At 70.1% G+C, this 24,564-nt stretch carries 19 protein-coding genes; 13 read left to right on the forward strand and 6 right to left on the reverse strand.

All coding sequences use genetic code 11. From position 1 onward, the window contains the following. Positions 1-25 precede the first annotated feature (25 nt). Both gltE and KGD87_RS13955 read right to left on the reverse strand, forming a co-directional pair. Positions 26-1,459, reverse strand: coding sequence for an adventurous gliding motility TPR repeat lipoprotein GltE (gltE, locus tag KGD87_RS13950; RefSeq protein WP_284667914.1), 1,434 nt, complete (start codon positions 1,457-1,459; stop codon positions 26-28). Then, entirely contained in the window at positions 1,459-5,022 is a 3,564-nt protein-coding gene (locus tag KGD87_RS13955; protein WP_284667915.1) for a tetratricopeptide repeat protein, read from the reverse strand. Before KGD87_RS13955 ends, gltE begins: the two co-directional genes overlap by 1 nt. A gap of 283 nt (positions 5,023-5,305) precedes the next feature. On the opposite strand from KGD87_RS13955, the gene KGD87_RS13960 reads away from it, so the two are divergent. The 4 genes from KGD87_RS13960 (at position 5,306) to KGD87_RS13975 (ending at position 9,175) form a co-directional block, all read left to right on the forward strand. Continuing rightward, positions 5,306-5,965: a hypothetical protein gene (locus KGD87_RS13960; RefSeq protein WP_284667917.1), complete on the forward strand. Its 660-nt coding sequence runs from the start codon at positions 5,306-5,308 to the stop codon at positions 5,963-5,965. A 59-nt stretch (positions 5,966-6,024) separates the two neighbouring features. Beyond that, the gene (locus KGD87_RS13965) at positions 6,025-6,987 is read left to right on the forward strand and encodes an ATP-binding protein (RefSeq protein WP_284667918.1); all 963 of its coding nucleotides are present in this window, start codon (positions 6,025-6,027) and stop codon (positions 6,985-6,987) included. Positions 6,988-7,059: 72 nt separating this feature from the next. Further along, positions 7,060-7,386 (forward strand): divalent-cation tolerance protein CutA, encoded by a 327-nt coding sequence (cutA, locus tag KGD87_RS13970; RefSeq protein ID WP_284667919.1) that lies wholly within the window; start codon positions 7,060-7,062, stop codon positions 7,384-7,386. A 127-nt stretch (positions 7,387-7,513) separates the two neighbouring features. Next, positions 7,514-9,175, forward strand: a complete 1,662-nt coding sequence (locus KGD87_RS13975) for a right-handed parallel beta-helix repeat-containing protein (RefSeq protein ID WP_284667920.1) — start codon at positions 7,514-7,516, stop codon at positions 9,173-9,175. Here KGD87_RS13975 and KGD87_RS13980 read toward each other — a convergent pair. Then, the gene (locus KGD87_RS13980; RefSeq protein ID WP_502888022.1) at positions 9,165-11,732 is read right to left on the reverse strand and encodes a N,N-dimethylformamidase beta subunit family domain-containing protein; all 2,568 of its coding nucleotides are present in this window, start codon (positions 11,730-11,732) and stop codon (positions 9,165-9,167) included. The genes KGD87_RS13975 and KGD87_RS13980 overlap by 11 nt on opposite strands. A 128-nt stretch (positions 11,733-11,860) precedes the next feature. Beyond that, entirely contained in the window at positions 11,861-13,054 is a 1,194-nt protein-coding gene (locus KGD87_RS13985; protein ID WP_284667923.1) for an aspartate kinase, read from the reverse strand. 151 nt (positions 13,055-13,205) lie between these two features. On the opposite strand from KGD87_RS13985, the gene KGD87_RS13990 reads away from it, so the two are divergent. The 4 genes from KGD87_RS13990 to KGD87_RS14005 are packed head-to-tail and all read left to right on the forward strand — an operon-like array spanning position 13,206 to position 17,870. Then, on the forward strand, positions 13,206-13,928 hold the full coding sequence (locus KGD87_RS13990) for an ABC transporter ATP-binding protein (protein WP_284668636.1): 723 nt from the start codon (positions 13,206-13,208) through the stop codon (positions 13,926-13,928). 30 nt (positions 13,929-13,958) lie between these two features. Then, positions 13,959-14,762 carry an ABC transporter permease gene (locus KGD87_RS13995; protein ID WP_284667925.1) on the forward strand — a complete coding sequence of 268 codons (804 nt, stop codon included), beginning with the start codon at positions 13,959-13,961 and terminating at the stop codon, positions 14,760-14,762. Between the two features lies 1 nt (position 14,763). Beyond that, a complete protein-coding gene (locus tag KGD87_RS14000) occupies positions 14,764-16,335 on the forward strand; it encodes a GldG family protein (RefSeq protein ID WP_284667926.1) in 1,572 nt (523 codons plus the stop codon). Beyond that, complete coding sequence (locus tag KGD87_RS14005) at positions 16,332-17,870, forward strand: DUF4340 domain-containing protein (RefSeq protein WP_284667927.1); 1,539 nt, start codon at positions 16,332-16,334, stop codon at positions 17,868-17,870. The genes KGD87_RS14000 and KGD87_RS14005 overlap by 4 nt, the downstream gene beginning before the upstream one ends. A gap of 45 nt (positions 17,871-17,915) precedes the next feature. Here KGD87_RS14005 and KGD87_RS14010 read toward each other — a convergent pair whose 3' ends face one another. Next, complete coding sequence (locus KGD87_RS14010; protein ID WP_163780618.1) at positions 17,916-18,620, reverse strand: metallophosphoesterase family protein; 705 nt, start codon at positions 18,618-18,620, stop codon at positions 17,916-17,918. Continuing rightward, positions 18,604-19,461, reverse strand: coding sequence for a nucleotidyltransferase (locus KGD87_RS14015; protein WP_502888023.1), 858 nt, complete (start codon positions 19,459-19,461; stop codon positions 18,604-18,606). Before KGD87_RS14015 ends, KGD87_RS14010 begins: the two co-directional genes overlap by 17 nt. Positions 19,462-19,668: 207 nt before the next feature. On the opposite strand from KGD87_RS14015, the gene KGD87_RS14020 reads away from it, so the two are divergent. The 5 genes from KGD87_RS14020 to KGD87_RS14040 are packed head-to-tail and all read left to right on the forward strand — an operon-like array spanning position 19,669 to position 24,553. Next, on the forward strand, positions 19,669-20,649 hold the full coding sequence (locus KGD87_RS14020) for a hypothetical protein (RefSeq protein ID WP_284667928.1): 981 nt from the start codon (positions 19,669-19,671) through the stop codon (positions 20,647-20,649). Positions 20,650-20,671: 22 nt separating this feature from the next. Continuing rightward, positions 20,672-21,214, forward strand: a complete 543-nt coding sequence (locus tag KGD87_RS14025) for an RNA polymerase sigma factor (protein WP_205507476.1) — start codon at positions 20,672-20,674, stop codon at positions 21,212-21,214. Further along, positions 21,211-21,990 carry a zf-HC2 domain-containing protein gene (locus KGD87_RS14030; RefSeq protein ID WP_284667929.1) on the forward strand — a complete coding sequence of 260 codons (780 nt, stop codon included), beginning with the start codon at positions 21,211-21,213 and terminating at the stop codon, positions 21,988-21,990. The genes KGD87_RS14025 and KGD87_RS14030 overlap by 4 nt, the downstream gene beginning before the upstream one ends. Next, positions 21,987-23,582 (forward strand): caspase family protein, encoded by a 1,596-nt coding sequence (locus tag KGD87_RS14035; protein WP_284667930.1) that lies wholly within the window; start codon positions 21,987-21,989, stop codon positions 23,580-23,582. Before KGD87_RS14030 ends, KGD87_RS14035 begins: the two co-directional genes overlap by 4 nt. 11 nt (positions 23,583-23,593) lie before the next feature. After that, the gene (locus tag KGD87_RS14040; RefSeq protein ID WP_284667931.1) at positions 23,594-24,553 is read left to right on the forward strand and encodes a hypothetical protein; all 960 of its coding nucleotides are present in this window, start codon (positions 23,594-23,596) and stop codon (positions 24,551-24,553) included. Positions 24,554-24,564 lie beyond the last annotated feature (11 nt).

The raw sequence follows: 24,564 nt of genomic DNA on the forward strand, positions 1-24,564 counted from the left end.
AAGGCACTCGGGGGCGTCCCAACTTTCACAGCAGGTCGTCTTCTGGCTCCCCGGGTTCCGCCGAGCCTGCATTCTTCTGGTCGGAGGTTCCATTCGCGGGGGCGGGCGCCGTGTTGCCGCTGGCGGGGGTGACCTGGGGCTCGGCGCCCGTGCCGGAAGCTGGCGTCGCGGCGGTGGCGGGCGGGTTCGCCGTCCCGGCGGCCTTCTCCGCGGCCTGCATCTGGGCCTGCTGCTGCTTCTGCAGCGCCTCCATCTGCTTCGCCTGCTCCTCGGCGAACGCGGCCTCGCGCTTGGCGTTGACGATGACCTCCACCTCGCGCAGCAGGGCGAACACGGGGGCCTCGGCGGGCAGCGCCACCTCACCGCCGGCCATGGCGATGTACTTGCGGTACAGCTCCGAGGCGCGCTCGGGCGCGTCCTTCACCTTGTGGAGGATGATGGCGCGGTTGAGGTTCACCGCCGCCAGCTCGGGGTCGAGCTTCTCCGCCTCGTCGTACTCCTGCATGGCCTTGTCGAACTGGCCCATGCCCTTGTAGGCGACGCCCAGGTCCAGGTGCGCGGCGGCGTTCTTCCCGTCCGCCTGGAGCATGCGGCGCAGGTGCTGCTCGGCCGCCGGGAAGTTCTCCGAGGACAGCGCCAGCTGCGCCAGCTCCACGTGCGCCGGCACGTAGTCCTCGCGCACCTCCAGCGCCTTCTTGAAGGACAGGCGCGCCTCGTCCACATCCCCCTCCTGCAGGAGGATGAGGCCGACCGAATGGTGGAGCTCCGGGTCCGCCGCGTCCAGCTTCACGCCGCGCAGGGCCACCAGCTTCGCCATGGCGAGCTGCTTGCGGTCCAGGTAGCTGCGGATCATCACCTTCAGCGCGGTGGTGGACTGCGGGTCGCGCATCAGCGCGGCGCGCGTCAGGTCCATGGCCTTGGTGTGGTCCCCCTGCTGCCGGTAGATTTCCGCCAGTCGCGCGCGGGACTGCGCGTCATCCGGGTAGCGCTGGAGCACCTCCTGGTACAGCGCCACCGCGCCGGCGACGTTGCCCGCGTTCTGCTCCATCACTGCCAGGTTCTCCGACGCCTGCCGCAGCGAGGGCTTCTTCGTGAGCGCCGTCTTGTAGTGGTTGCGCGCCTCGGTGAGCTTGCCCTGACGCTCGGCGAGCACCCCCAGGTTGTAGTCGGCCTCAGCGAGTTTCCCGTCCGCCTCCAGCGCGGACTGGAACTTCCGCTCCAGCGACGGATAGTCGATGGCATTGGCCTTCTTCTGCGTGTCGAACGCCTTCAGCGCGTCCTCGAAGCGGGCCTTGGCCGTGTTGGAGATGGGCTGCGGGGCGTCCGACTTGCCGGCGTTCGGATCCCCCGTCTTGGCCGTGGCGGGGCCAGTGGCCTTGGAGGAAGTACAACCAGCGGCGGCCAGCGAGACAGCCGCCAACAGGGGGAACAGGCGCATGGTGCGGGTCGTCCGGTTCATTAGAGGAAATCCTCCGGCTCCTCGTCATTCCCGCCCTGCTTCGCGGGAGTGGCGCCGTTGGTGGTGTCCGCCGGGCGGGCGTCCACCTGAGTCTCGGTCTGCGAGCGCAGCTGCGCGGTGAGGTCCGTCAGGTCCTCCTGCAGCGTCTCCGCCCGGGCCTGCTGCGCGTCCGCGGCCTTGGGCGCAGGCGGCGGCACGTCCTGGATGTTGGCCAGCAGGTCGCCGCCAATGAGCTGCACGCGGCCCTTCAGCGCCACCTTCTCCTCGGGCATGTCGGGGTAGCGGTCCGGCTGGTACGTGGTGCGCAGCAGCTTCAGGCTCTCCGCGGCGCAGTCGTTGTACACGTCCAGCTCGCGGCTCTTGGCCACCGTGGCGGAGAACGCCTCGGTCGCCTTGTCCTTGAGCGGCTGCGCCTGGTTGGCGAACTCGTCGCGCAGCGCCTGCTCGGACTCCTCGTCCAGGCCGCGCGGCATGGGCGCGTTGATGAGGCGGTCGGCGAAGTGGTCATACGCCAGACCAATGCGGTGCAGCGCGCAGATGGCGGGCTCGGGCGCGCCCAGCGTCACCGTCTGCACGTACTTCTTCTCCACCACCTGGAGCGCGCGGCTCTTGTCCTGGATGCTCGCCTTGAAGCGGTTCGGTGACGGCGGCACGCCCCAGTACAGCTTCAGGCGCCGGTACTCGTTCCAGTCCAGGTCCACCGACAGGAACTGCGCCTGCGCGGCCGTGGCGAGCGCCGGCTTCTCCAGCGAACCCTGCACGCGGCGGGGCAGCTGGTCGAAGTGCTCGTAGATGCGCTTGTACATGCGGGACACGTCCCGCGACCTGCCCATCTTCTTGTACAGGGCGACGATGCGGCCCTCGGCGGCCAGGAACCGGCTGGGGGAGCGCATGTTGTCGCGCTCGTACTCCTCCAGCATCTTGATGGCCTTGAACGCGGCGCCGCTCTTGCCCGTCAGGTCGATGATGGAGAGGCGGATCTCGTCGGCGTCCTTCGCGCGCGGCCACAGGTCCAGGTAGTGCTCGCGGTTGCGCAGGGCGGCCTTCACCTGGCCCAGGCCCTCGCGGTAGGTGGCGGCGTTGAAGAGCGCCACCTGCGCCTTGGACTCGTCCCACTTCTGCACCACCGCGGGCTTGTTGTCGGCCGCCGCGCCCTTCTTCTTCTTGTTGCCCCCGCGCGCCCGGGCGTTGCCCTTCTCCCCCAGGCTGCGCTCGTAGCCGCGCACGTAGGCCTCGTACGTCGTCGCCGCGTCCTCGAAGTCGCCAATGGCCTCCAGCGCCTCCGCGTTCGCGTAGATGGAGTCCGGCACGTGCTTGGAGCGCGGGTACTCTGCGAACAGGCGCTTGCGCACCTCGATGGCCTTGTCCAGGCGCTTCGCCTTGTAGTAGTCGACCGACGCGTTGTAGAGCGCCAGGTCGGCGATCTCCGTCTGCGGGAAGTCCTTCACGAAGGCGAGGTACGCCTCGGCGGCCTTCTCGAACTCCTTCTTCTCCTCCAGTTGGCTGACGAGCTTGAAGGACGACTGCTCGATGAGCTTCGCCAGGTCGTCACGGAACTTGCCCACCGCCAGCTTGTCGTTGGCGTAGAAGCGGCGCGCCCACTCGTTCACCTTCGCGTAGTCCTGGAGCAGGTGGTACGAGTCCAGGATGAGGTTGGCGGAGATCTCCGCCGCGCGCTCGCCGTTCTCGAACTTGTACTCGGGGTAGCCGAGCGCGATCTCGCTGAAGCGCAGCACCGCCTCATCGAAGTGGTTGTGGCGGTAGTAGATGTTGGCCGCCTTGAAGGCGATCTCCACCCGCTTCTCACCCTTGGGCACGTACTTGAGGTAGCGCTCGCACGCGTCGAGCAGCGCCTTCTTCAGCGTGGGGATGGCGGCCTTCTTGGTGATGTCCGAGCCCACCGACTCGCCCTTGCCCTCGCCCCGCGCCTCGCCCGCCTTGACGACCTCGTCGTAGGCCAGCACCGCGTTGTAGGCGGCGTTCTGCAGCCACTTGCCCGGCTTGGGCTTGCCCTTGTCGTCCTTGGCCTCCAGCACCTTGGCGTCCTGGAGCACGACGAGCGTGTAGTTGGCGGCGGCCTTGTCGAACTTCTGCAGGTTGTCGTTGAGCAGCTCGGCCCAGAAGAAGCGCAAGTCATACGCCTTGGGGTTCTCCGGGAAGAGCGTGAGGTAGTCGCTGTACACCGCGTCCGCGTAGCGGAACGTCTCCTCGTTGCGCGTCTTCTTGCCCTCGTTGTGCCAGGTGACGGCGAGGTTGGACAGCGTGCGCTCGGACAGCTCCTTCGCCTCCGCCAGCAGCTTCTTGTCCTTGTCCTCCTTGATGACGCCGGAGCCCTCGACCTCCTTCATGATCTTCACGAGCCGGCGCACCTGGACCACCGTGCGCTCCTTGTTGCCCATGCGGAGGATGCAGTCGACGATGCGGCCCTGGAAGCCAGGCGCCTCGGGGGACAGCGGCTTCTCCTTGATGAGGCCGTTGTAGGTGATGGCCGCCTCGCGGTCCTTGCCATCGCCGTAGTACAGGTTGGCCAGCTGCTTCAGCATCGTGAAGCGGTCTTCCGGGTTGGTGGCCACCTTGCCGAACTCCGCCCGGGCCTGCCCCACGTCCCCCTCGTGCGCGAACGCCCGCACGTAGTCGGTGCGCGCCTCGCGCAGCAGCGAGCCGCGCCCGCTCTTGCCGCCGTCCTTCTCCACGGCGTTGGCCCCGGCCAGCTCGCCGTAGAGCACCACCGTCTTGAACTTGTCCTTGGCCGACTCGAAGTCGCCCATGTTGTAGTGGCACCAGCCCTGCTTGTAGAGGGCGAAGGCGTACACCTGGTTCTCGGGGAACTCGGAGGCCTTCTTGTACGCCGCCAGCGCCTTCTCCAGCTCCGGGCGCTTCCCCTTGGAGTTGTTGAAGTAGTACTCGCCGAAGGCGAAGTAGGCATCCGGGATGAACTTGGAAGTCGGGTGCTTCTCCACCAGGCGCTTGAAGGCCACCAGCGCCTTGCGGTCCTGGCCGTCCTCCATGAGGTACTGGCCCAGGAAGAAGAGCACCTCGTCGGTGCGCTCGAAGGCCGGGTACTCCTGGACGATCTTCGTGTACTGCTCCACCGCGAGCTTGCCGTACTCCTTCTGCTTCGCGATGAACTCCGCCTTCTCCGCCTTGGCCCGCTTCTGGCCCGCGGCGTCGTTGCGGTTCATGGCCTGGATGAGGTCGTCATCCTTCCGGTTGGCCTCGAAGAAGAAGAACTTGGACTCCTCCCAGTAGAACTCGCCCAGGCGGAACAGGAGGCTGGGGGCCTCCTTCGGATCCGGCGACAGGGAGATGATCTTCTTCAGCGACTGGATCTGCTCGCGCCGCTTGGAGGCCACCTGCAGCTCGACGCCCAGCCGGAACTGGTCGTACTGGAGCGCGGGCGCGACCTCTTCTTTCTTCTTTTCACGGGTGATGTCGCCAGCCAGGGACTTGTCCACCGCGGTGGCGGACTTCCGGCCGAGATCGGCATCGCGCGGGGCTTTCTTCTCCTGGGCGGCGGAGGCCGTGGCCAGGAGGACGAGGCAGACGAGAAGCGAACGGCGCATGGTCTTCCTAGGAGAGGGGCACCGGCGTCCCCGGTTGCCTGCCTGGTAGGCAAGTGTCCGGGAATCTTCGGGAATTTCCATTCGGGGACCCTCACTATGCGCGGTTTCCGCGCGGCGGGTCAACACTGACTGGCCGCCTGCTTTCCTCGGGGAGCGTCGGTTCAAAATCTTCCAGATCCGCTGTGAGAGTCGGCGCCCTGGAGTTGCCGTGTCGGACCTGCCAGGTATGGGGGAACGGACGGTCGGTTGCCCGGCCTCCCCGCCCTGGAGTACGCGTCGGATCATGAGTCTCCTCCCCGAAAGCGCCAGCTTCGAAGAGCTGGTGCAGGACTACTTCCTCGCGGTGCGTGGCGCGGGGCTGATGCTCTCCGCGCTGGACACCGAGCTTTTGACGACCTGGGCCCGGGAAGGCGTTCCCTTCGAGGTGGTGGCGCGCGGCATCTCCCGCTCGGCGGAGAAGGCCCTCTGGGACGCGCGGCCCGGAGAGCCGGTGCTGCGCTCGCTGCGCGCGTGCCGGCGGCAGGTGGAGTCGGAGATCAAGAAGTACCGGGAGCTGGCGGCGGGCGCGGGTGAGGACCCCTCCTCCTCCGCCCCCAGGCGCAAGCGGGCCCGCTCCTGGGAGGAGACGCGGCACGCGCGGCTGTGCGCGGCGCTCGAGGACCTGGCGGGGCGGGACGAAGCACTGTCGCACCGTGTGCGCAACCTGCGCATCACCGTCCTGGCGCATGTCCCGGAAGAGCCGGCGGCCATGGACGCCCAGGAAGTGCTGGCGTTCCTGCTGGTGCTGCGCGCCCTGCCCTTCATGGACAGGTGCGCCCTGTGGCGTGAGGCCCTGGCGGCGTCCGCGGAGCAACAGGTGATGTCCCCGCGCGCCCGCAAGGTGTCCCGGCGCTTCCGGGTGCTGGCGACGGTGCGGCGGCGGCTGGGCGTGAAGGAGCTGTAGGCGGGATGAAACGCCTGGCCGCCCGTTCAGTGAACTGACGGCCGAGGGGAGGCTCTGGTATGGCGGAGCGTGAGATGGCTCCAAAGGCGAATGGCGAGGCGTGTGGTGTGTGCGGCGGGCGGACCTATGTCATCGAGCGCCGTGGGGAGCAGGCCCATGCGCGCATCTGCGCGTGCTCCGAGCACTGCTCGGTGTGCGGCGGGCGCGGGCACGTGCTGGTCGAGCGGGAGGGTGAGTTCAGCCAGAAGATGGGCCCCCGCCGCTACGAGGTGATGGAGATGTGCGTGTGCTTGCAGCGGCGGAAGCGGGTCGCGCGCTTCAACGAAGTGGGCCTGCCCGCCGTCGTGTCTCACGCGAGCTTCGACAACTACCGGGCCTTCAACGAGGCGCAGGACCGGGGCCGCGGCGTGGCGCTGCACTTCGCCCACCAGTACGTGAAGGGCGGCCCGTCCAAGGGCTTCATCCTCAGCGGGCCGGTGGGCACGGGGAAGACGCACCTGATGGCGGCCACCCTGGCGCACCTGGTCCTGGAGCTGGGCGTGCGCGGGCGCTACGTCGAAATCTCCCTGCTCTACGCCACCATCCGGCGCGGCTTCCAGGAGGGCAAGAGCGGCGGAGAAATCATCGGGCCCTTGTCGGAGGTGGAGGTGCTGGCCATCGACGAGCTGGGCAAGGGCCGCGGGAGCCCCTTCGAGATGGAGACGCTCGATGAGCTGATTGCCCGCCGCTACAACGCGGGCCGCACCACGCTCTTCGCGACGAACTACTCCCTGGAGCCGGAGAAGCGCGCCACGCGCAGCGCGGCGCCGTCGGGCTACCGCACCACCGAGGACTCGCGCGGCGCGGCTCGCGAGGCGGAGCTGCTGCGAGAGCGCGTGGGCGAGCGCATCTACAGCCGGCTGTGCGAGCTGTGCACCTTCGTGGAGCTGCCGAAGGACACGCCGGACCGGCGCCGCACCCGGCAGGAGATGGACGCGCCCATGCACCCTTCGATGGGCGGCGGGCGCACACCAGGACGGTAGTCACGCCGCGCCGGGCGCCCGTCTCCGCCGTCCCGCTCGACGGCCGGCGGAGGCTTCACGCATCCTGTGTCCATGACTGACGCCATCCTCGTCCTCGTCACCGCCCCCAACTCGGACAAGGCCGCTGAGCTGGCTCGCGCGCTGGTGGAAGCGCAGCTCGCCGCGTGCGGCAACATCGTCCCCGGCCTGCGCTCCATCTACCGGTGGGAGGGGAAGGTCCAGGACGAGCCCGAGGTCCTGCTCATCCTCAAGACGCGCGCGGCCCTCTTCGAGCCGCTGCGCGCGCGCATCGTCGAGCTGCATCCCTACGACGTCCCGGAGGTGCTGCGCGTGGACATCGCGGAGGGGCACGCGCCGTACCTCTCCTGGATTCTGGGCAGCACCCGCGCTCCGGACTGAGCTCCCGCTCCCCTGCTCTACTGACGGGCACAGCCAGCGCACCACCTGCGGCTGGAGCAGTGAAATACGGCGCGGCGAAAGGAGCGTTGTCGGCTCGCCCTCTACCTGCCCCCAGGAGCCGACCCCCATGTCCCGACTGCGCAGCTTGTGCCTCCTCGGACTCGTGTCCGTGGGTGGCGTCGCCTGCTCCAACGGCGCGCAGGCGCCCGCTCCGGCGTCCGATTCAAGCCGCCTGCCCAGCTACCCGGGCTCGCGGCAGCCCTCGGCCCCCAACCTGCCGACGCCCACGCCGCAGAACGACGACGACGACGACGACGACGACGTCTCCGGCCACGACAGCGGTGACGATGACAACCCACCCGTCGTGGAGCAGCCGCCTCCCGTCCCGGGGCCGCAGGCCCCGGAGCCGCCCGCCTACGCGAAGGAGTGGTACGTCAGCCCGTCCGGGGATGACTCGGCGAAGGGCTCGCGTGAAGAGCCACTGCGCACCATCTCCAAGGCCCTGACGCTGGTGGGCCCGGGGGAAATCATCCGCGTCCAGAAGGGCACCTACGAAGAGAAGCTCGTCATCAACGCCAGCGCCAAGGCCGGCACCGCCGAGGCCCCCATCACCCTGCGCGGCGAGGATTCGCCCAAGGTCGTTCCCACCGACAGCGGCTGGTTCATGGCCCACGTGCAGCGGCCCCACTGGCGCATCGAGGGCTTCGAGTTCGACGTCCGAGGTCAGCGCCAGGTCGCCGTGACGTTCTCCGGAAACACCACGGGCACCGTGCTCGCGGGCAACGAGCTGCACCACGGCGCGTTCGGCAGCGGCATCAGCACCGACGCGGGCGCCAATGGCATCACCATCGAGAACAACCACATCCACCACTTCGCGCGGGGCGACGACGACTCGCACGGCGTCGTCATCGCGCCCACGTCGGTGGACATCACCGTGCGGGGCAACGACATCCACGACAACTCGGGTGACTCGGTGCAGTGCCTGGGCCCCGAGGGCTTCAGCAACAACACCCCGGCGCGCGGCGTCCTCATCGAGGACAACGACATGTACGACAACCGGGAGAACGCGGTGGACCTCAAGACGTGTCACGACATCGTCGTGCGCGGCAACCGCATGTACGGCTTCGAGAAGTCCACCTCGTCCCGTGGCGAGGCCGTGGTGGTGCACTACTCCGCGCGCAACGTCGTCATCGAGGACAACGACATCTCGGACGCGTCGCTGGGTATCGCCGTGGGTGGCAACCGCGTGGGCGCGCCGCCCACCAACGTCTCCATCCGCCGCAACCGCATCCACGACTTGAAGACGCCCGAGGGCTCCGGCATCCGCATCGAGAACGGCAGCGACGTGCGCGTGCTGCACAACACGGTGGTGGGGACGGACGGCTTCGCCTTCGTGGTGGGCCACGGCACCGGTGGGCCGTCCACCAACATCGCGGTGCGCAACAACGTGTTCGCCACGCGCAACGCCGTCAGCATGGGCCTGGCCGCCCCCGGCCTCAGCATGACGTCCAACCTCTACCTGGCCGGCGCCGCGTTCAACACGGGCATCTTCGTCGCCCCGCAGAGCGACTGGGAGGGCAGCACGCTGGCCCACTGGCTGTCGAACGGCGTGGAGCTGGACTCGGATGAGAGCGGCGAGCCGCTGGTGGACCTGGACCTGCTGATGCCCGGCGAGCGCGCGGTGGACCGGGGCATGGACCTGGGGCTGCCCTACTGCGGCGCCGCGCCGGACATCGGCGCGGTGGAGTCGGACTGCCCCGAGGCCGCCACCGCCGCGCTCATGGAGTAATCGCGCGCACCAGCGAATTGCCGGCGTCCGCCACGTAGAGGCGGCCGTCCGGCCCCACCGTCAGGCCGGCCGGGAGGACGAGCTCCGCCTTGTCCCCCGGCCCGTCCGCGTGGCCATGGCGCCCGCTGCCGGCAAGCGTCGTCACCTTGCGCGCGCTGCCGTCCGCGTTCAGGACGACGCGGCGCACGCGGTAGTTGCCCGGGTCCGCCACCGCGAGCGAGCCATCCTTCAGCACCGCGATGCCCAGGTACGGCAGGAACTGGGACGACTCCGGCGCGCCGTCACGGAAGCCCGGCGTCGTGCCCGCCACCACCGACGTGACGCCGTCGCGGATGCGCACCACCCGGGACATGCCGGACTCGACGACGAACAGCGTGTTCCCATCCGCGCTCACCGCCACGCCCGAGGGCCGGTAGAGCCAGTCACCCTGCAGCGTCGTCACCGGATGGCCCTCCGCCACCAGGTCGATGCGGCGAATCACGCCGTTGTTCATGTCCGCCACCAGCAGCGCGGTGTCATCCGGCGTCACCGCCAGGCCCGTGGGCTGGTTGAAGGCCGCCTGCTTCGCGGGGCCGTCCATCAGCCCCGGCGTCCCGCCCGCGAACACCTCCACCTTCCCTTCCGGGTCGATGCGGCGGATGACGTAGTGGTCGGTATCGGCCACGTACACGTTGCCCGCGGCGTCCGCGGCGATGCCCATGGGTCCATTGAGGCCAGAGGCCACCGTCTTCACCTCGCCCGCCGGCGTCACGCGCTTCACCGCGTTGCCCAGGCCATCCGCCACCACCAGGCTCCCATCCGGCAGCAGGGCCACCGCGGTGGGCGCCCCCAGCGAGCTGCCCGCCACGGGGACACCGGCGCGGACACGCTGCCCGGGCACGCCCGCCACGGTGCGGACCTCCGCCGCGGAGGGCCCCTGGGGGCCCGACACGCTCTGCCGCTCGAAGCGCACCAGTGTGTCGGGCACCGGCCGGCCCAGCGCCTTGTAGAGCACGTTCGCGACGATGCGGGCCGCGCGCGGGTCCGCCATGTCCTCGGAGGCCAGCGTGCGCACGAAATCGATGCCTCCCGCGGAGAAGATGTAGGCGCCGCCCTGCTTGCGCAGCACCATGTGGCCAAAGCCGAAGGCGCCCTGGAGCGACAGCAGCGGGGACTCGGCGAGCACCTCCAGGCCCTCCGGCGAGCTCCCGTTGCCCACCAACTGGTCCACTTCGTAGCCGTTGGCCATCCACAGCGTGTCACCGGCCTTCAGCCCCGAGCCCGCCAGCGCCCAGTGCCCCGGGTGGGTGATGACGGCGGGGAAGCCGAACTGGTGCCAGCGGGCGGAGAACTGCACGCCCAAAAGCGCGTTCTCCGGACGGCCCACGACGCGCTCGCGGAACTTCACCGTGCGCTGGGCGCCCGTATACGGGTCGTTCGCGTGGCCCTTGTAGCAGGCGATGATGCGCCGCGGCCGGCCGTCCTGGGACGGCTCCATCTGCACCTGCCAGTACGCATTGTTCGCGCCCAGGTTGAGCAGCGACCGGCCCTCCGCCACCGCCCGGTCCGCGTGCGCGCGGATGCGCGGGCTCCAGTACTCGTCGTGGCCCGACATGAAGAAGGCCTTGGCGCCGGCCAGGAAGTCGTAGCTGGCGTCCAGGTCCTCGTCGGTGAAGTAGCCCACGTCCAGGTCCTGCGACTCCAACCACTGCACCAGGCTCAGGTCGTCCGTCAGCAGGTGGCCGCTGCCATGGCCCCGGTAGTGGGGCCGGTCATGGGACACCCGGAAGGCGCGGCTGACGCCGTGCTCGCGCATCACCCGGTCGCGGTCGTCATAGAGGCTGGTGCCGCCCCAGGTGTTGTAGGCGGCCCAGGTGGCGGTGGGGATGAGGACGCCCACCTCGGCGCGCGGGTTCGCGTCCCGCACGAAGAAGGGCACGTAGCGCTGGTGGTTGTCCTCGCGCACCAGCTTCACCACGTACACGCCGCGCACCCAGTCCTCACCGACGGGAAGCTCCAGCGTGGGCGCCCACCGGCAGGCGACCACGCCCGTGGCGCGGTCCGCGGGACAGTCGCCCTGGCGCACGCCGGGCACCGGGCCACCGCGTGCCAGCTCGCGAGCGCCCGCGCCGCCGTAGTGCCCCATCCGGTACACGTACCAGCGGAAGCTCCGGGCCTCGGACACCGACACCGCGACGCGCAGCGTCTCGCCCCGCGTCAGCGTGGCCTTGAGCGCGTAGCCTTCGATTTCGCGGCTGTGGGCGTTGCGGGTGATGCGCCACGCCGTGGTCCCCGGGCGGCGGTTCTCCTCGCGCACGGCGTCCGCGTCTCGTGGCGGCGGCTCCACCGGGCCCGCGTCGGGAGGCTCGGGCTCTCCGGGGCCGGCGTCCGGCGCACCCGCGTCGATGAGGCCCGGATGCGGCTCACCCTCCCCGCCGTCGTAGCCGTCGTTCAGCGGAGGCGTGTCGTGTTTGTCACCCGGAATCACCGGGCGCACGGCCGCCTCCTCACAGCCACCGCCACCGAACACGAGCGCAAGCCCGCATACCCAGCCCGCCCAACGGCCTGCTTGAGCCATCCCGTTCCTCCACGCCACGGCTATTGGACCGGAGGGTAGGCACGAACACCCGGGAGGGAAGCGGGTGCCCTCCTGGAGCAATGAATTGGGATGGATCACCCGGACAAGTGCCCAGGGTGGGAAACGGCCTACCCTCCCAGGAGCTCCCGGTGCAGCCGGGCCGTCAGCGCCTTCAGGTGGGCTTTGTCCACCAGCAGCGTCAGTTGCAAAGGCGACGTATGGGCCGCGTGGACGTGAGCCCCCAGCTCCTCGGCGGCGGCCAGCGCGCGGCGCAGCGGCGCCCAGTCCGCGTTCAACCCCACGCCCACGCAGGTGACGGTGCCCAGGTCCTCGCGCCAGGACACCGCGTCACCGAAGCGCGTGGCCAGCTCCCTGCGCAGCGCATCCGGACCATGGATGTCCGCCAGGGGCACGGTGATGGCCGTCCGGCGAGGACCGCCCACCGGGCCCTCGAAGTCCAGCGTCCGCCCGCGGACGGCGCGCGCGTCCAGGAACTCCAGCAGCTCGGGCAGGCGGACAGGCTCCGCGGCGGACAACACGGCCATCTCCGCGTCGGCGGTGACGCCCTTGAGCCGGCTGTCGGTGGGGACGGCCAGCTCCTGGACCGCCGTGCCCATTCCCTGGCCGTGCGCGGTGCGCGCGAGGATGGTGATGCCCCGGGCCTTGGCCCACTCCACCGCCTGCGCGTTGAGCACCTTGGCGCCCGCGCTCGCCAGCTCCTGCATCTCGTCGTAGCTCAGCGACTCCAGCTTGCGCGCGTCCGGCACCACGCGGGGGTCCGCGCTGAACACGCCGTCCACGTCCGAGTAGATTTCACACGCCTCCGCGTCCAGCGCCGCCGCCAGCGCCACCGCCGTCGTGTCCGAGCCGCCGCGCCCCAGCGTCGTCACTTCCTTCTTGAAGGAGACGCCCTGGTAGCCCGCGACGATGACGACCCTGCCCCGCGCCAGCTCGTCGTGGATGCGGTACGGGCGCACCTCCACGATGCGGGCCTGCGCGTGCGCGTCCGTGGTGATGATGCCGCTCTGGCTGCCGGTGAAGCTGATGGCCGGCACGTCCAGCTCCTGGAGCGCCATGGAGAGCAGCGCCATGGAGATGCGCTCCCCACACGTGAGCAGCATGTCCAGCTCGCGGCGCGGCGGGTCCGCCGAGACGCCCTTGGCCAGCGCCAGCAGTTCGTCCGTGGTGTCGCCCATGGCGCTCACCACCACCACCACCTGATAGCCCGCCTCGCGCTTGTCCTTCACCCGCTGGGCGACCTTGCGGAGCTTCTCCACGCCGGCGACCGACGAGCCGCCGTACTTCTGGACCACGATTGGCATGATTCGACTCACTACCCCTGTTCGGTGTGTCCGGAAAACCACACGCGTGGGCCTCCCTGCAGAAGTCTGGCCAGCCGCGCTACGGCGCCCACACGCGCAGTCGGTGTCGCCTTGACACGCCAATGTCGGGTTTAATACCGCGCCCATGCCGATGATCGAGGTCCAGCACCTCACCAAGCGATACCGAGAGCGGGTGGCCGTGGACGACCTCACCTTCCAGGTCGAGGCGGGTGAGATTCTCGGGTTCCTCGGCCCCAACGGGGCGGGCAAGTCCACCACCATGAAAATCCTCACCGGCTTCCTCCCGCCGTCGGAGGGGGTGGTCCGCGTCGGGGGCTATGACGTCGAGGCGCAGCCGCTCGAGGTGAAGCGCCGCATCGGATACCTGCCGGAGCTGCCGCCGCTCTACGTGGAGATGACGGTACGGGGCTACCTTCGCTTCGTGGCCTCGCTGAAGGGGCTGTCGGGGAGCGCCCTCAAGGTCGAGCTGGAGCGGGTGGCCACCCTCATGGGGGTGACGCACGTCATGGACCGCGTCATCCAGAACCTGTCCAAGGGCTACAAGCAGCGCGTGGGAATCGCCCAGGCGCTGCTCGGCTCACCGCCGGTGCTCATCCTGGACGAGCCCACCGAGGGCCTGGACCCCGCGCAGCGCGCCGAGCTTCGCGCCCTCATCAAGGGCCTGGCCGGCCAGCACACCGTCATCCTCTCCACGCACATCCTCCCGGAGGTCACGATGACGTGCCAGAAGGTGCTCATCATCCACCAGGGGAAGATGGCCGCGTACGACGACATCTCCCAGCTGGCCCGCATCCACGGGCAGGCGGAGAACGCGTCGCTGGAAGAAGTCTTCATCAAGCTGACCGCCGCCTGAGCGCGGCCCCCTTTCAAGGACCCTGCCTCCATGCGCACCGCCCTGGCGATTGCCCGCAAGGAACTGTCCATCGCCTTCACCACGCCGTGGGCCTACGCCGTCTTCACGGCGATGGCGGCGCTGACGGCCTTCTACTTCACGGACCTGCTGCAGGCGTTCAATGACGTCCAGGGCGTGGCGCGCCGGGTGGGCTGGGCGCAGATGTCCCCGGACTTCAACATGTACCGCAACCTCACGGACGGGGTGGTGGTGGAGCTGTGGGGCAGCGTCCTGGTCATCACCCTGGTCGTCACGCCGTTCCTGTCCATGCGGCTGTTCGCGGAGGAGAAGCGCAACCGCACCTTCGAGCTGCTGATGACGGCCCCGGTGCGGCCCATTGAAATCGTGCTGGGCAAGTACCTGGGCGGCCTGGGCGTCATCTCCACCACGCTGGCGCTCACGCTCGTCTTCCCACTGCTGCTCTCCGCGCTGGGCCACAGCGAGTCCGGGCCGGCGCTGGAGTGGTCCACCGTCCTGCTGGGCTACGGCGCGCTGCTGCTCTGGGGCGCCACCTGCATGGCCGTGGGCCTGTTCATCTCCGCGCTGACGGAGAGCCAGATGCTGGCGGCCTTCCTCACCTTCTGTGTCCTGCTGGCGTGGATGCTGCTGGGCCAGGTGGCCCGGCGCGCGGAGGAGCCGCTGCGCTCCGCGCTGTCCTACGTCGCCTGTGACCTCCAGTTGCAGGGGATGATCAAGGGCGTGCTGGACGCACAGTCGCTGGTGTTCTTCGCCTCCGTCATCGGCTTCTCCCTCTTCCTCACCCACCGCGCGGTGGATGCGCAGCGGTGGGCCTGACATGAAGGCCGCCAACGTCGGCAAGGTCCTGGGCGCGTTCGGACTGCTGCTGCTCCTGTCGAGTCCGTTCACCCTGCTCGTCACCTCGGACAGCGCCGTCACCGCCGCCGTGAAGGCGGGCGCGGGCCTGGTGCTGGTGGGCCTCTACGGCGCGACGAACTACCGGCAGTTCGGCCAGTTCGCCACCCGCCGCGCCAGCAGCTTCTTCGCCACCACGGTGCTCACCACGCTGGGCGTGTTCGCCGGGCTGGTGGTGGTGAACTACCTGGCCTTCAAGCAGAACCGGCGCTGGGACTTGACGCAGGCGCGCATCCACACGCTGGCGCCACAGACGGTGTCCACGCTGGCCGCGATTGCGGACCCGGTGCGCGCCATCGCGTTCATCACCCCGGCACATGCCCAGCACGGCCAGTTGGAAGCGCTCTTCGCGCTCTACCATGCCGAAGCGCCGGGGAAGTTCGAGTACACCTTCAAGGACCCGCGCCGCGCCCCGGACCTGGCCGCGAAGTACCAGGTGCGTGAGGGCCAGACGGCGGTGGTGCTGGTACGCGGCGAGGGCGAGCTCGCCACGCACACGCTGCTGGCCACCGTGTCCGAGCAGGAGCTGACGCACGCGGTCCTCAAGCTGAACGCGGTGGGCACCCAGAAGGTCTATTTCGTCACCGGCCATGGGGAGTGGCCACTGGACAAGGAGCAGGCGCCGCCCAATGACCCGGGCGCCAGCCTGTCCGAGCTCCGGCGGCAGCTGCTCCAGGAGGGCTACACCGCGGAGCCGCTGAACCTCGCGGGTGTCCAGGACGTGCCACGGGACGCCGCGCTGGTCATCATCGCGGGGGCCCGGGCGCCCTACACCGCGCCGGAGAAGGAGGTGCTCCAGCGATACCTGGCCTCGGGTGGACGCATGCTCTACTTCGCTGACGCCGGCCTGCGTGACGGCCTGGACGGACTGCTGGCCGAGCACGGCGTGCAGGTGGACGAGGGCATCGTCGCGGACGCGCAGTACAACAGCGGCAATCCCTTCGTGGTGCTGTCGCTCTTCTACAGCGACCACGAGATTGGCAAGCCGCTGCACCAGCGGGGACTCAACGTGGAGTTCCCCACCCCGCGCAGCCTGAGCCTGCTGCGCACGGGGATGGCGCCGGGCGTCCAGGTGCAGCCGGTGGTCCTCACGTCGCAGCATGGATGGGTGGAGAGCACGCCGGAGGAGAACGCGGTGCCTTCGGATGGCGAGAAGACGGGCCAACTGGTGCTGGTGGCCGCCGTGACGCGTGATACCCAGGCCTCGCCGGGCAAGCGCTTTGATGAAGCGCGCCTGGTGGTGATGGGGGACTCGGAGCTGCTCCTGGACCCGAACTGGGGCCATGAGCCCAACCGCAACCTGGTGATGAACGCGCTGGGCTGGGCGTCCAACCAGCTCACGAAGGTCACCATCCGCCCGCCGGACCGCGAGGTCTCCACGCTGGAGCTGGACGCGGCGTCGCTCAGCCGCATCCGCTTCTTCGCCACGGACCTCATGCCCTTGACGCTGCTGGGCGTGGGCCTGGCCATCTGGCTGTCGAGGCGCAACAAGTGACGCCGAGTCGAGGAAGGTGGCGGTGGAGCACCCTCACCGTCGTCACGGCGGGCCTGGGGCTCGCGGCCTGTCCCGGGGAGAAGGCGCCTGACGCGGGCGAGGCCCGGCGGAGCGCCGACGCCCAGCAGCGCCTCTTCGTCACGGGGACGGAGGAGACGCGCGCTCAGGACGAAGGAGCACCCGCGAAGCCCGTCTTCACCCACCTGACGGTGGGTGCCCGGGGCGCCACCACGGAGCTGGTTCGCGAGCAGGACGGCACATGGAAGTTGACGGCGCCCGTGTCCGCGCGCGCGGAGGCGGCCGTGGTGGAGTCCATCCTCGGCACGCTGGCGTCTTCGAGCTTCAGCGCCACCGTGAAGGAGGCGCCCACCGACGCCGACCTGGACGCGTATGGCCTGAAGCCGCCCCTCTTCACCGTCACGGCCCGGGCCTATGTGCCAGACGCGCAGGGCCAAGGGGCGCAGGACCCCGCCCGTCAGCGCACGGTGACGCTGCACGGTGGCAAGGAGAACACCTACGACGGCTCCGTCTACGTGCGCCGTGACGCGGAGCCGGCGGTCCACGCCGCCGCGGGCACGGTGCGCTGGGCCCTGGACCGGGACACCTTCGCCCTGCGTGCCAAGGACCTCCTGGCGCCCCTGGACGCGCGCGCGCTGAAGGGCATCGAGGTGAAGGCGCCGCAGGGTGCGTATCAACTGACGCGGGACGCGGACGGCACGGGCTGGCGGCTGGTCTCCCCGGTGGCCTCCACCGCAAACGCGACGCGCGTCGCGGACCTGGTGAAGGCCGTGGTGGAGCAGCGGGCACTCTCCTTCCCCGAAGACACACCGGAGACCCGGAAGCGGTTGGGGCTGGAGACGCCGGTGGTGGACGCCCGCTTCACCGGCGGCCCGGGCGAGCCGGTGCGGGTGCGGATGTCCCGCGTGACGGAAGACGGCGCCGCGCGCGCCTATGCGCTGCGCGAACAGGGGACGCAAGCGGTGCTGGGCGAGGTGCCCGAGGACGCCCTCGGCGTGCTGGACGTGAGCGCCCGGGAGCTGAAGGACCGGCGCGTGCTGGAGTTCCGGCGCCAGGACGTCCGCCGCATCGTGTTCCACCCGGGCGGTGGCGCGCCCGCCATCACCGTGGTGAACACGTCGGAAGCCACCGAAGGCGCCGGCCACTGGGACATGGAGTCCCCGCGGCGGGGCAAGGCACAGCACTTCAAGCTCGCCTCGCTGCTGCGCGCGCTGGAAGGGCTGAAGGCCACGGGCTCCGGCGAGACGGACCCCAAGAATTGGGCCCGGTATGGCGTGACGGCGGGCTCGCCCGGCGCCGTGCTGCTGGGCGCGGATGGACGTGAGCTGGCGCGGCTCTGGCTGGGCACTGAAGTGCCCGACGAGCCCGGCACGCTCTACGCCCGGGGCGCTGGCCCCGACGTCCTCATGGTGCCCGAGGCACGCCTGACCTTGCCCACCAGGCCCGAGGATTTGCTGGAAGCAGCGCCGGCCCCCGACGCGCCGAAGCCGCCCGCGAAGACGGAGCAGGCGCCCTGAGCGCCCCCCACGGAGTGACGCCCCCGCGCTGCGCCGCGAGGGGGCCTACACCTCCAGCAACACATACCGCTGGTCCGGGGTGTGCTTCGCCAGCAGGGGCATGGCCACGTTGTAGACGGGGATGCCGCTCTTCGTCTTCCCGCTGCGGGCGCCGTGGTGCGCGTGGCCGTGGAACACCGCCTCCGCGCCATAGTGGTCAATGGGCATGGACAGGCGGCTGGTGCCCAGGAAGGGGCGAATCTCGATGTTCTCCCCCTCCAGCGTCTCCGGCACCGGGGCGTAGTGCATGATGACCACCTTCTTCTCCATGTCGAGGTGGCTCAGCGCGGCCTCCAGCTTGAGCGACTCCGTGACGGCCTCCTGCACGAAGCCCTTCGTCTGGCCCTCGCCGAAGGCCTGGAGCGTCGCGTTGCCGAAGCCGCCGCCAAAGCCCTTCACGCCCGCCACGCCCAGCACCTTCTCGAAGATGAAGTGGTCCCCATCCAGGATGTGGACGCCGACCTTGGCCAGCTCGCCGCAAATCTCCTTCACCTGGTTGTGCTCGTAGTCGTGGTTGCCCAGCACCGCGGCGCAGGGGACGCGGAGCGCGGACAGCTCCTCCGCCAGCACCTTGCCCTCTTCAATCATTCCGCGGTCCGTGAGGTCGCCGCACAACACGAGCAGGTCCGCCGTGGCGTTCACCTGCTTGACCAGGTGCCGGAAGCGGCCGTGGTGGTCCTCCCGGCAGTGCAGGTCACCGACCGCCGCCAACCGAATTTTCGAGCCCGGATCGCGCGCCACTCTCGTCCTCCCGCTGTCGTTCGTTTTCGTCCCAGGACCTCCCGTCACCGAAGCCCCAGTGGTGGATGTCCACGTGATAGTTCACGCGGGAAATCAGGTTGCCGCGGCACAGCTTCTCTTCCCAGCGCCCCTCGCGCAGGGTGTGCAGCGTGCGACTCATCAGCTCCGCCATCACCCATTCGGGAATGGCGTCCCGCTCGGATGGATAGGCGAAGCGGAACATCATCAGGTGGCTGAGCAGGACCTCCCAGTACCGGTCGAAGCGGCGCAACATCCGCTCCCAGTCCATGTTCCGGCCCGCCTTCAGCAGCAGGTGGTTCACGTCCGCGCCGTCATAGCGCTCGCGCTCGTTCACGAACGCCTTGGACCAGATCATCTCCTCCGCGGGGGCCACCAGACACTCGTGCCCGAAGATGGTGGCGCGCGGGGCGTGTTCGAACCACGCGTCGTCCACCACCGCCACGCCGTTGCCGGAGGAGAAGATGAAGTCGACGAAGTAGTCGCCCTTGAAGGCCTTGTAGAGCCAGACCTCGTCCGCGCGCTCGGTGCGCCAGCCGTCCTTCTCCAGGACTTGCAGCGCCCGGAGCGCGTCCGCCTTCCGGGGGAAGAGGTCCAAATCCTTCGTGTCGCGGTAGATGCCGGTGTACGTCGCATAGGCGTAGGCACCGCCCACGACGAAGGGCACCCCTGCGTCTTTGAGCAGCCCGACGGCCCTGGCCCGGGCGTTGATTTCGTCCGGGGCCCGCTCGTGCTCGGCCAGCAGCGCGTCCGTACCCATCTCGCCGGGATGGTTGGGGTGTCTCTTTTCCATGGCCGAAAGGTAGGGACTGAGAAATTCGGCCGTCCGCCGGCGCGGAATAGATGCCTGGGGAGCGGGCAACCAACCTACAAACATCGTGATTCCGGACGTTTCGCGCACCGTGCGGGCGCCTTTTCCGTTTTCCGGCCGGGCTGTGTCCATGAAGGCAGACACGCTGCTGCACGGCCCGCCGGGGGCCGTTCGAAGGGAACGTGAACCATGCTGCGCAAGAGCCTGCTGTGTGCCGCCCTGCTGATGACGGGTTGTGACAACGCGACGAGCGACGAAGACGCCTTCCGGGAAGGGCTGCCCTCCAAGGAGATGGTGGAGATGCGCTCGCCCTCCCGGAACAACGGGCAGGGGCTGACGGCCTTCTACGGTGAAGGCGAACAGGCGGAGTACTACCGGGCGACGGTGGCGGCGGCGGCCACCGTCAACCTCGGCACGGTGGGCGTGCTCAACCTCATCGAGGACATCGTCCAGCACGTCCCCACCTCCATCAATGGAGACGTGGCCGTGTGGGGCCCCCATGCCGGCCCGCTCGACGCGGTGGCGTGGAGGCTGACCGTCACCCGCACGGGCGACCACAGCTACACCTGGGTCCTGGAGGGCCAGGACAAGAACGAGGCGGACAGCGCCTTCGTGGCCTTCCTCTCCGGCGCGCACACCGCCTCGGTGGACGCTGACGGTGAGCGCGTCGCGGGCCACGGCTCCGGTGAGTTCCTCATCGACTGGGACCGGGCGAGCACGCTGCCCGGCGCCACGGGCGCCGACGTGGGCACCGCGCAGATTCGCTACGCGCGCGTCGCCGGAGCGGCGGAGTCCTCCGTGGAGGCGGACCTCCACCAGATTCGCGACGAGGAGCGCCCGGAGACCCGCGTGGACGCCGTCTACCGCTTCAAGCAGGGCGACGGCGCGGGCGGCGAGCTGGACTTCGTCATCCGCAAGGACATTGACACGGACCCGCGCCGCGCGGCGCTGGAGAACCTGGCCATCAAGAGCCGCTGGGAGGCGACGGGCGCGGGCCGCGCGGACATCAAGCTGTCGGGCGGGGACCTGTTCGGTGAAGCCACGCTGAGTGAATGCTGGGACAGCAGCTTCCTGAGCGCCTACTTCGCCATCAGCGTCAATCCCGTCCTGGGTTATGGCGAGCTGAGCGCCTGCGGAAACTTCAGCACCGCCGTCTACTCCACGCTGTGACGCACGCGGTAGTCTGCGCCGTGTGACGGGAACGAGCCGGCCACTCCTCCAGGTGATTCCAGGCGGTCCTCGACAGGACCGGCGGGCCTTCCTGCGGGAGTTGTATATGAAACATGGCGGCAGCGTGCTGGGACGCTGCCGCTACCTGTTGAAGGACGCGACGAAGGCGGAGGATGCGATGCACGACGTGTTCGCCCGCGCCCTCACGCACGGCGAGGACTTCCGCGCGGAGTCCTCGCCGCTGACGTGGCTGATGAAGATTGCCACCCACCACTGCCTCAACCAGCTCCGCGGTGAGCGCGCCGGCTGGCGGCAGTGGTTCGAACGGGACGCCGCCGCCCGTCCCGAAGGCCATGGCGGACAGGAGGCCATGGAGACGCGGGACCTGGTGCGCCGGCTGCTGGCGCGCGTGGACGTGGAGACGCAGGCGGCCGCCATCCACTACCACGTCGACGGAATGACGCTGGAAGAAGTGGCCGCGCTGCTGGGTCGCTCGGTGCCCACCATCCGCAAGCGGCTGGAGCACTTCGCGGCGCTGGGCGGAGAGGAGCTGAAGGTCCCATGAGCGCGCACGAATCGGAATGGACGCTGCGCCGGTTGAGCGCCGGAGAGCTGGCCGCCACCGAGGCCGCCCGCGTCCAGGCCCATGCGGCCTCATGCGAGGCCTGCGCCCAGGCCCTGCGCGGCATCCATGAAGCCCAGGCGCGGTTCGAAGCGGACGTCCCCTTCGAGCGCTTCGAGGCCGGCGTGGAGCAGGCCCTGCGGCGGCGGCAGGACGCCGCCCGGCCGCCGCCGCGCCGCTGGGTGGCGACGACGGTGGCCATCGCCGCGTCCCTGCTGGTCGTGGTGCTGGTGCGCCCGCTCCTGGGCTCCAGCGCCGAGTCCGGAGACACCGGGGGGCTCAACCGCCTCAAGGGCGGCGCGGCGGCGGAGCTGCGCATCGGCGGGGGGCTGGGCCCGCAGCGGGAGGCCATTCCAGGCAGGCCCGAAGCGATAGAGCCGGGTGAGCGGGTGATGCTGGGCTACAAGGCGGGAACGCACCGCTACGTGGCCGCGCTGTCGGTGGACGCCATTGGCGAGGTGACGCCGCTGCATCCGGAGGACGGGGCCAGCGCGCCCGTGGACCCCGGCAGCCGGCAGCACTGGCTGCCCGGAGGTTGGGAGTTCACCGGCTCCGGAGCGGAGCGCGTCATCGTGGTGCTCAGCGACGAGCCCCTGCCGCAGGAGACGCTGGTGGAAGCCGCCCGGCGCGCCTTTGCCCAGGCGGATGGCGACGTCGGACGGATGGCCGAGTTGGAAGTCCCTGGAGCGCAGACACACTGGGTGCTGCGGAAGCCATGAGCCGTCTGCCCTGTCTCACGCGCGCCCTGGCGCTGGTGCTCGCCCTGGCGGCCTCCGCCGCGGACGCGGACACGCTGCGCCGCTTCGCGCTGGTGGCCGGCAACGACCAGGGAGGCGCCGACACGCGTCCGCTGCGCTTCGCCCGGGACGACGCCCGGAAGATGCACGCGCTGCTGCTCCGCCTGGGCGGCGTGGCGCCCGTGGACGCGAAGCTGCTGCTGAACGAAGACGCGCGGGACTTCCTGGCGGCCCTGGCGGAGCTGGAGCAGCGCGCCCGCGCGGCCCGGGCAAGGGGCGAGCGCACCGCGCTGTTCGTCTACTACTCGGGCCACGCCAAGGACGGCGCGCTGCGGCTGGGCGACACGCGGCTGGGGTTCGACGACCTCAAGCGTCGGCTCGCGGAGGCCTCCTCGGACATCCGCATCGCCGTCCTGGATTCATGCCGCTCCGGCGCGATGACGCGCACCAAGGGCGCTCGGCGGGCCCCGGCGTTCGACATCGAGTCGGGGGCGAGCCGCGACGCGCGCGGGCTGGTCATCCTCACCTCCAGCGCCGCGGACGAGGACTCGCAGGAGTCGGACGCGCTGGCGGGCAGCTACTTCTCCCACCACCTGGCCAGCGGGCTGCTGGGGGACGCGGACCGCAGCGGCGACGGCCGGGTGACGCTCTTCGAGGCGTACTCCCACGCCTATGCCCGCACGGTGGCGGACACGGCGGCCAGCAGCGCGGGGCCGCAGCATCCGACGTTCAGCTACGACCTGGCGGGCAACGGAGACCTGGTCCTCACGGACCTGCGCGCCAGCGGCGGAGGGCTCATCGTCCCGGGCGCGGCGCCGGTGGGCACCTACTACTTCGTGGACCCGGGTGGCCTCGTCGTGGCGGAGCTGGACAAGGCGGCGGACGTGGAGCGGCGCGTGGCGCTGGCGCCGGGCACCTACCGCGTGAAGCGCCGGCTCCCGGACCGGCTGCGCATCGGCGAGGTGGAGGTGCGAAGGGGCCATCCGGCGGTGCTGCACGAGGCGCGGCTCCAGGACGCGCCCTTCTCCGACGACCCGGTGAAGGGCGGCCCGCGCGCGGATGGCGCCTGGTGGACGCTGGGGCTGGCGGGCGGCGTGCAGTCCTACTTCGACGCGCCCACGCGCGACTCGCTGTTCCTGTCGGTGGGGATGGTGGGCGCGGAGGCCCAGCTCCACGACTACTTCCGCCGAGACTGGGTCTGGGGGTTGGACGTGGCCATGGGCAGCCGGCGGGCGGTGCTGATGCTCCCGTCGCTGACGGGCCCGGGGTACCGCTACGCGATGACGAGCGTGGGCACGTCCCTGACGTCCGAGTGGCCCATGGGCCGCGTGGCGCCCTTCCTGGGCGCGCGGATGGCGTGGCTCCTCATGCGCCGCGACTTCGAGGACGAAGCCCTCCCGGACCAGCGGTTCGCCATGTTCTCTCCCGGCCTGGTGGCGGGCATCCGCTGGAATCCCCTGTCCCGGCTGCACCTCACGGCGCGAGCCCGGACCCACTACCTGCTCTACAACGTCGATGCGCAACGCTCATTGGGTTTCTGGGAGCTGGGCGCGCTGGTGACGTACCAGCCATGAAGGAGCACGCGATGCGAAACGTCATGGTGGCCTGTCTGTGCCTGGCGCTGGCCGCGTGCGGCGGCGACTTCTCCAACGACGACCTGGAGTTCCTCAACGCGCTGCCGCGGCGCGAGGACCTGGCCGCGAAGCTGCCCGCGAAGAGCTCGGGGCGCGCGGGCGGCGGGCAGGTGACGCGTCCCTCCGCGCTGGTGGTGCGCCTGGGCGAGTCCTCCAAGCTGATGGGCGACACGGAGGAGACAGGGCGCGCCTTCAACGCGAGCGTGGACGCCCTCCTCTCCCTGTTGGAGGACATCCGGAGCCAGCCCCCGACGACGCGCGAGCCGGACCGTCGGGTGTGGGGGCCCTACCGGGACCCGGGCCACGCGGGCCACGACGTCCGCTTCGTGATGACGCGCGCGGCGCTGAGCTTCGACTACCGGCTCGAGTACCGGAAGACGGGCTCGGGCGAGGCCGGGTGGTGGGCCTTCCTGAGCGGCACCTTCGAAGCGGACGCCGGCATCCGCAAGGGCGTGGGGAACCTCCACCTGGACGTGGAGCGGGCGCGGCAGGAGGGCCTGCCCGCCAACGACGTGGCGGCGCTCCGGCGGCTGGACATCCACTACCAGACGAAGGCGCTGCCCACCCGGGTGGAGCTGGCCTTCACGCCCAGGGACGGCGCCTTCCCCGTGGCGCGGTACACGTACCGCGAGGCCCAGGACAGCCTGGGGGAGATGCAGTTCCTGATGCCCGGGCAGGACCTGGTGCCGGGCGGGCTGCTGGAGGACCTGAGCCTGACGACGCGCTGGTCCCCGGACGGCCGGGGCATGGCGGTGCTGGACGTGCTGAGCGGCGACATCCGGGGCGCGAAGTACACCGAGTGCTGGGACGTCCAGGGCCGCGTCACCTTCACGGCGCGCAGTTGGGACTTCTTCAACCCCACGGAGGGCGAGCGCGCCACCTGCCCGGACTTCTCCGCGCTGGACGGCTAGGCAGCCGAGCG

Source organism: Myxococcus sp. SDU36 (genome assembly GCF_030168875.1).
Taxonomy (GTDB): Bacteria; Myxococcota; Myxococcia; order Myxococcales; family Myxococcaceae; genus Myxococcus; species Myxococcus vastator.

Bases quoted from the DNA above. Each gene is read 5' to 3' on its own strand.
- KGD87_RS13985 (WP_284667923.1), bottom strand. From the start codon at position 13,054: ATGCCAATCGTGGTCCAGAAGTACGGCGGCTCGTCGGTCGCCGGCGTG.
- KGD87_RS13955 (WP_284667915.1), bottom strand. From the start codon at position 5,022: ATGCGCCGTTCGCTTCTCGTCTGCCTCGTCCTCCTGGCCACGGCCTCC.
- KGD87_RS14030 (WP_284667929.1), top strand. From the start codon at position 21,211: ATGAGCGCGCACGAATCGGAATGGACGCTGCGCCGGTTGAGCGCCGGA.
- KGD87_RS14000 (WP_284667926.1), top strand. From the start codon at position 14,764: ATGAAGGCCGCCAACGTCGGCAAGGTCCTGGGCGCGTTCGGACTGCTG.
- KGD87_RS13975 (WP_284667920.1), top strand. From the start codon at position 7,514: ATGTCCCGACTGCGCAGCTTGTGCCTCCTCGGACTCGTGTCCGTGGGT.
- gltE (WP_284667914.1), bottom strand. From the start codon at position 1,459: ATGAACCGGACGACCCGCACCATGCGCCTGTTCCCCCTGTTGGCGGCT.
- KGD87_RS13960 (WP_284667917.1), top strand. From the start codon at position 5,306: ATGAGTCTCCTCCCCGAAAGCGCCAGCTTCGAAGAGCTGGTGCAGGAC.
- KGD87_RS13980 (WP_502888022.1), bottom strand. From the start codon at position 11,732: ATGGCTCAAGCAGGCCGTTGGGCGGGCTGGGTATGCGGGCTTGCGCTC.
- KGD87_RS14035 (WP_284667930.1), top strand. From the start codon at position 21,987: ATGAGCCGTCTGCCCTGTCTCACGCGCGCCCTGGCGCTGGTGCTCGCC.
- KGD87_RS13990 (WP_284668636.1), top strand. From the start codon at position 13,206: ATGATCGAGGTCCAGCACCTCACCAAGCGATACCGAGAGCGGGTGGCC.
- KGD87_RS14020 (WP_284667928.1), top strand. From the start codon at position 19,669: ATGCTGCGCAAGAGCCTGCTGTGTGCCGCCCTGCTGATGACGGGTTGT.
- cutA (WP_284667919.1), top strand. From the start codon at position 7,060: ATGACTGACGCCATCCTCGTCCTCGTCACCGCCCCCAACTCGGACAAG.
- KGD87_RS14015 (WP_502888023.1), bottom strand. From the start codon at position 19,461: ATGGAAAAGAGACACCCCAACCATCCCGGCGAGATGGGTACGGACGCG.
- KGD87_RS14040 (WP_284667931.1), top strand. From the start codon at position 23,594: ATGCGAAACGTCATGGTGGCCTGTCTGTGCCTGGCGCTGGCCGCGTGC.
- KGD87_RS13995 (WP_284667925.1), top strand. From the start codon at position 13,959: ATGCGCACCGCCCTGGCGATTGCCCGCAAGGAACTGTCCATCGCCTTC.
- KGD87_RS13965 (WP_284667918.1), top strand. From the start codon at position 6,025: ATGGCGGAGCGTGAGATGGCTCCAAAGGCGAATGGCGAGGCGTGTGGT.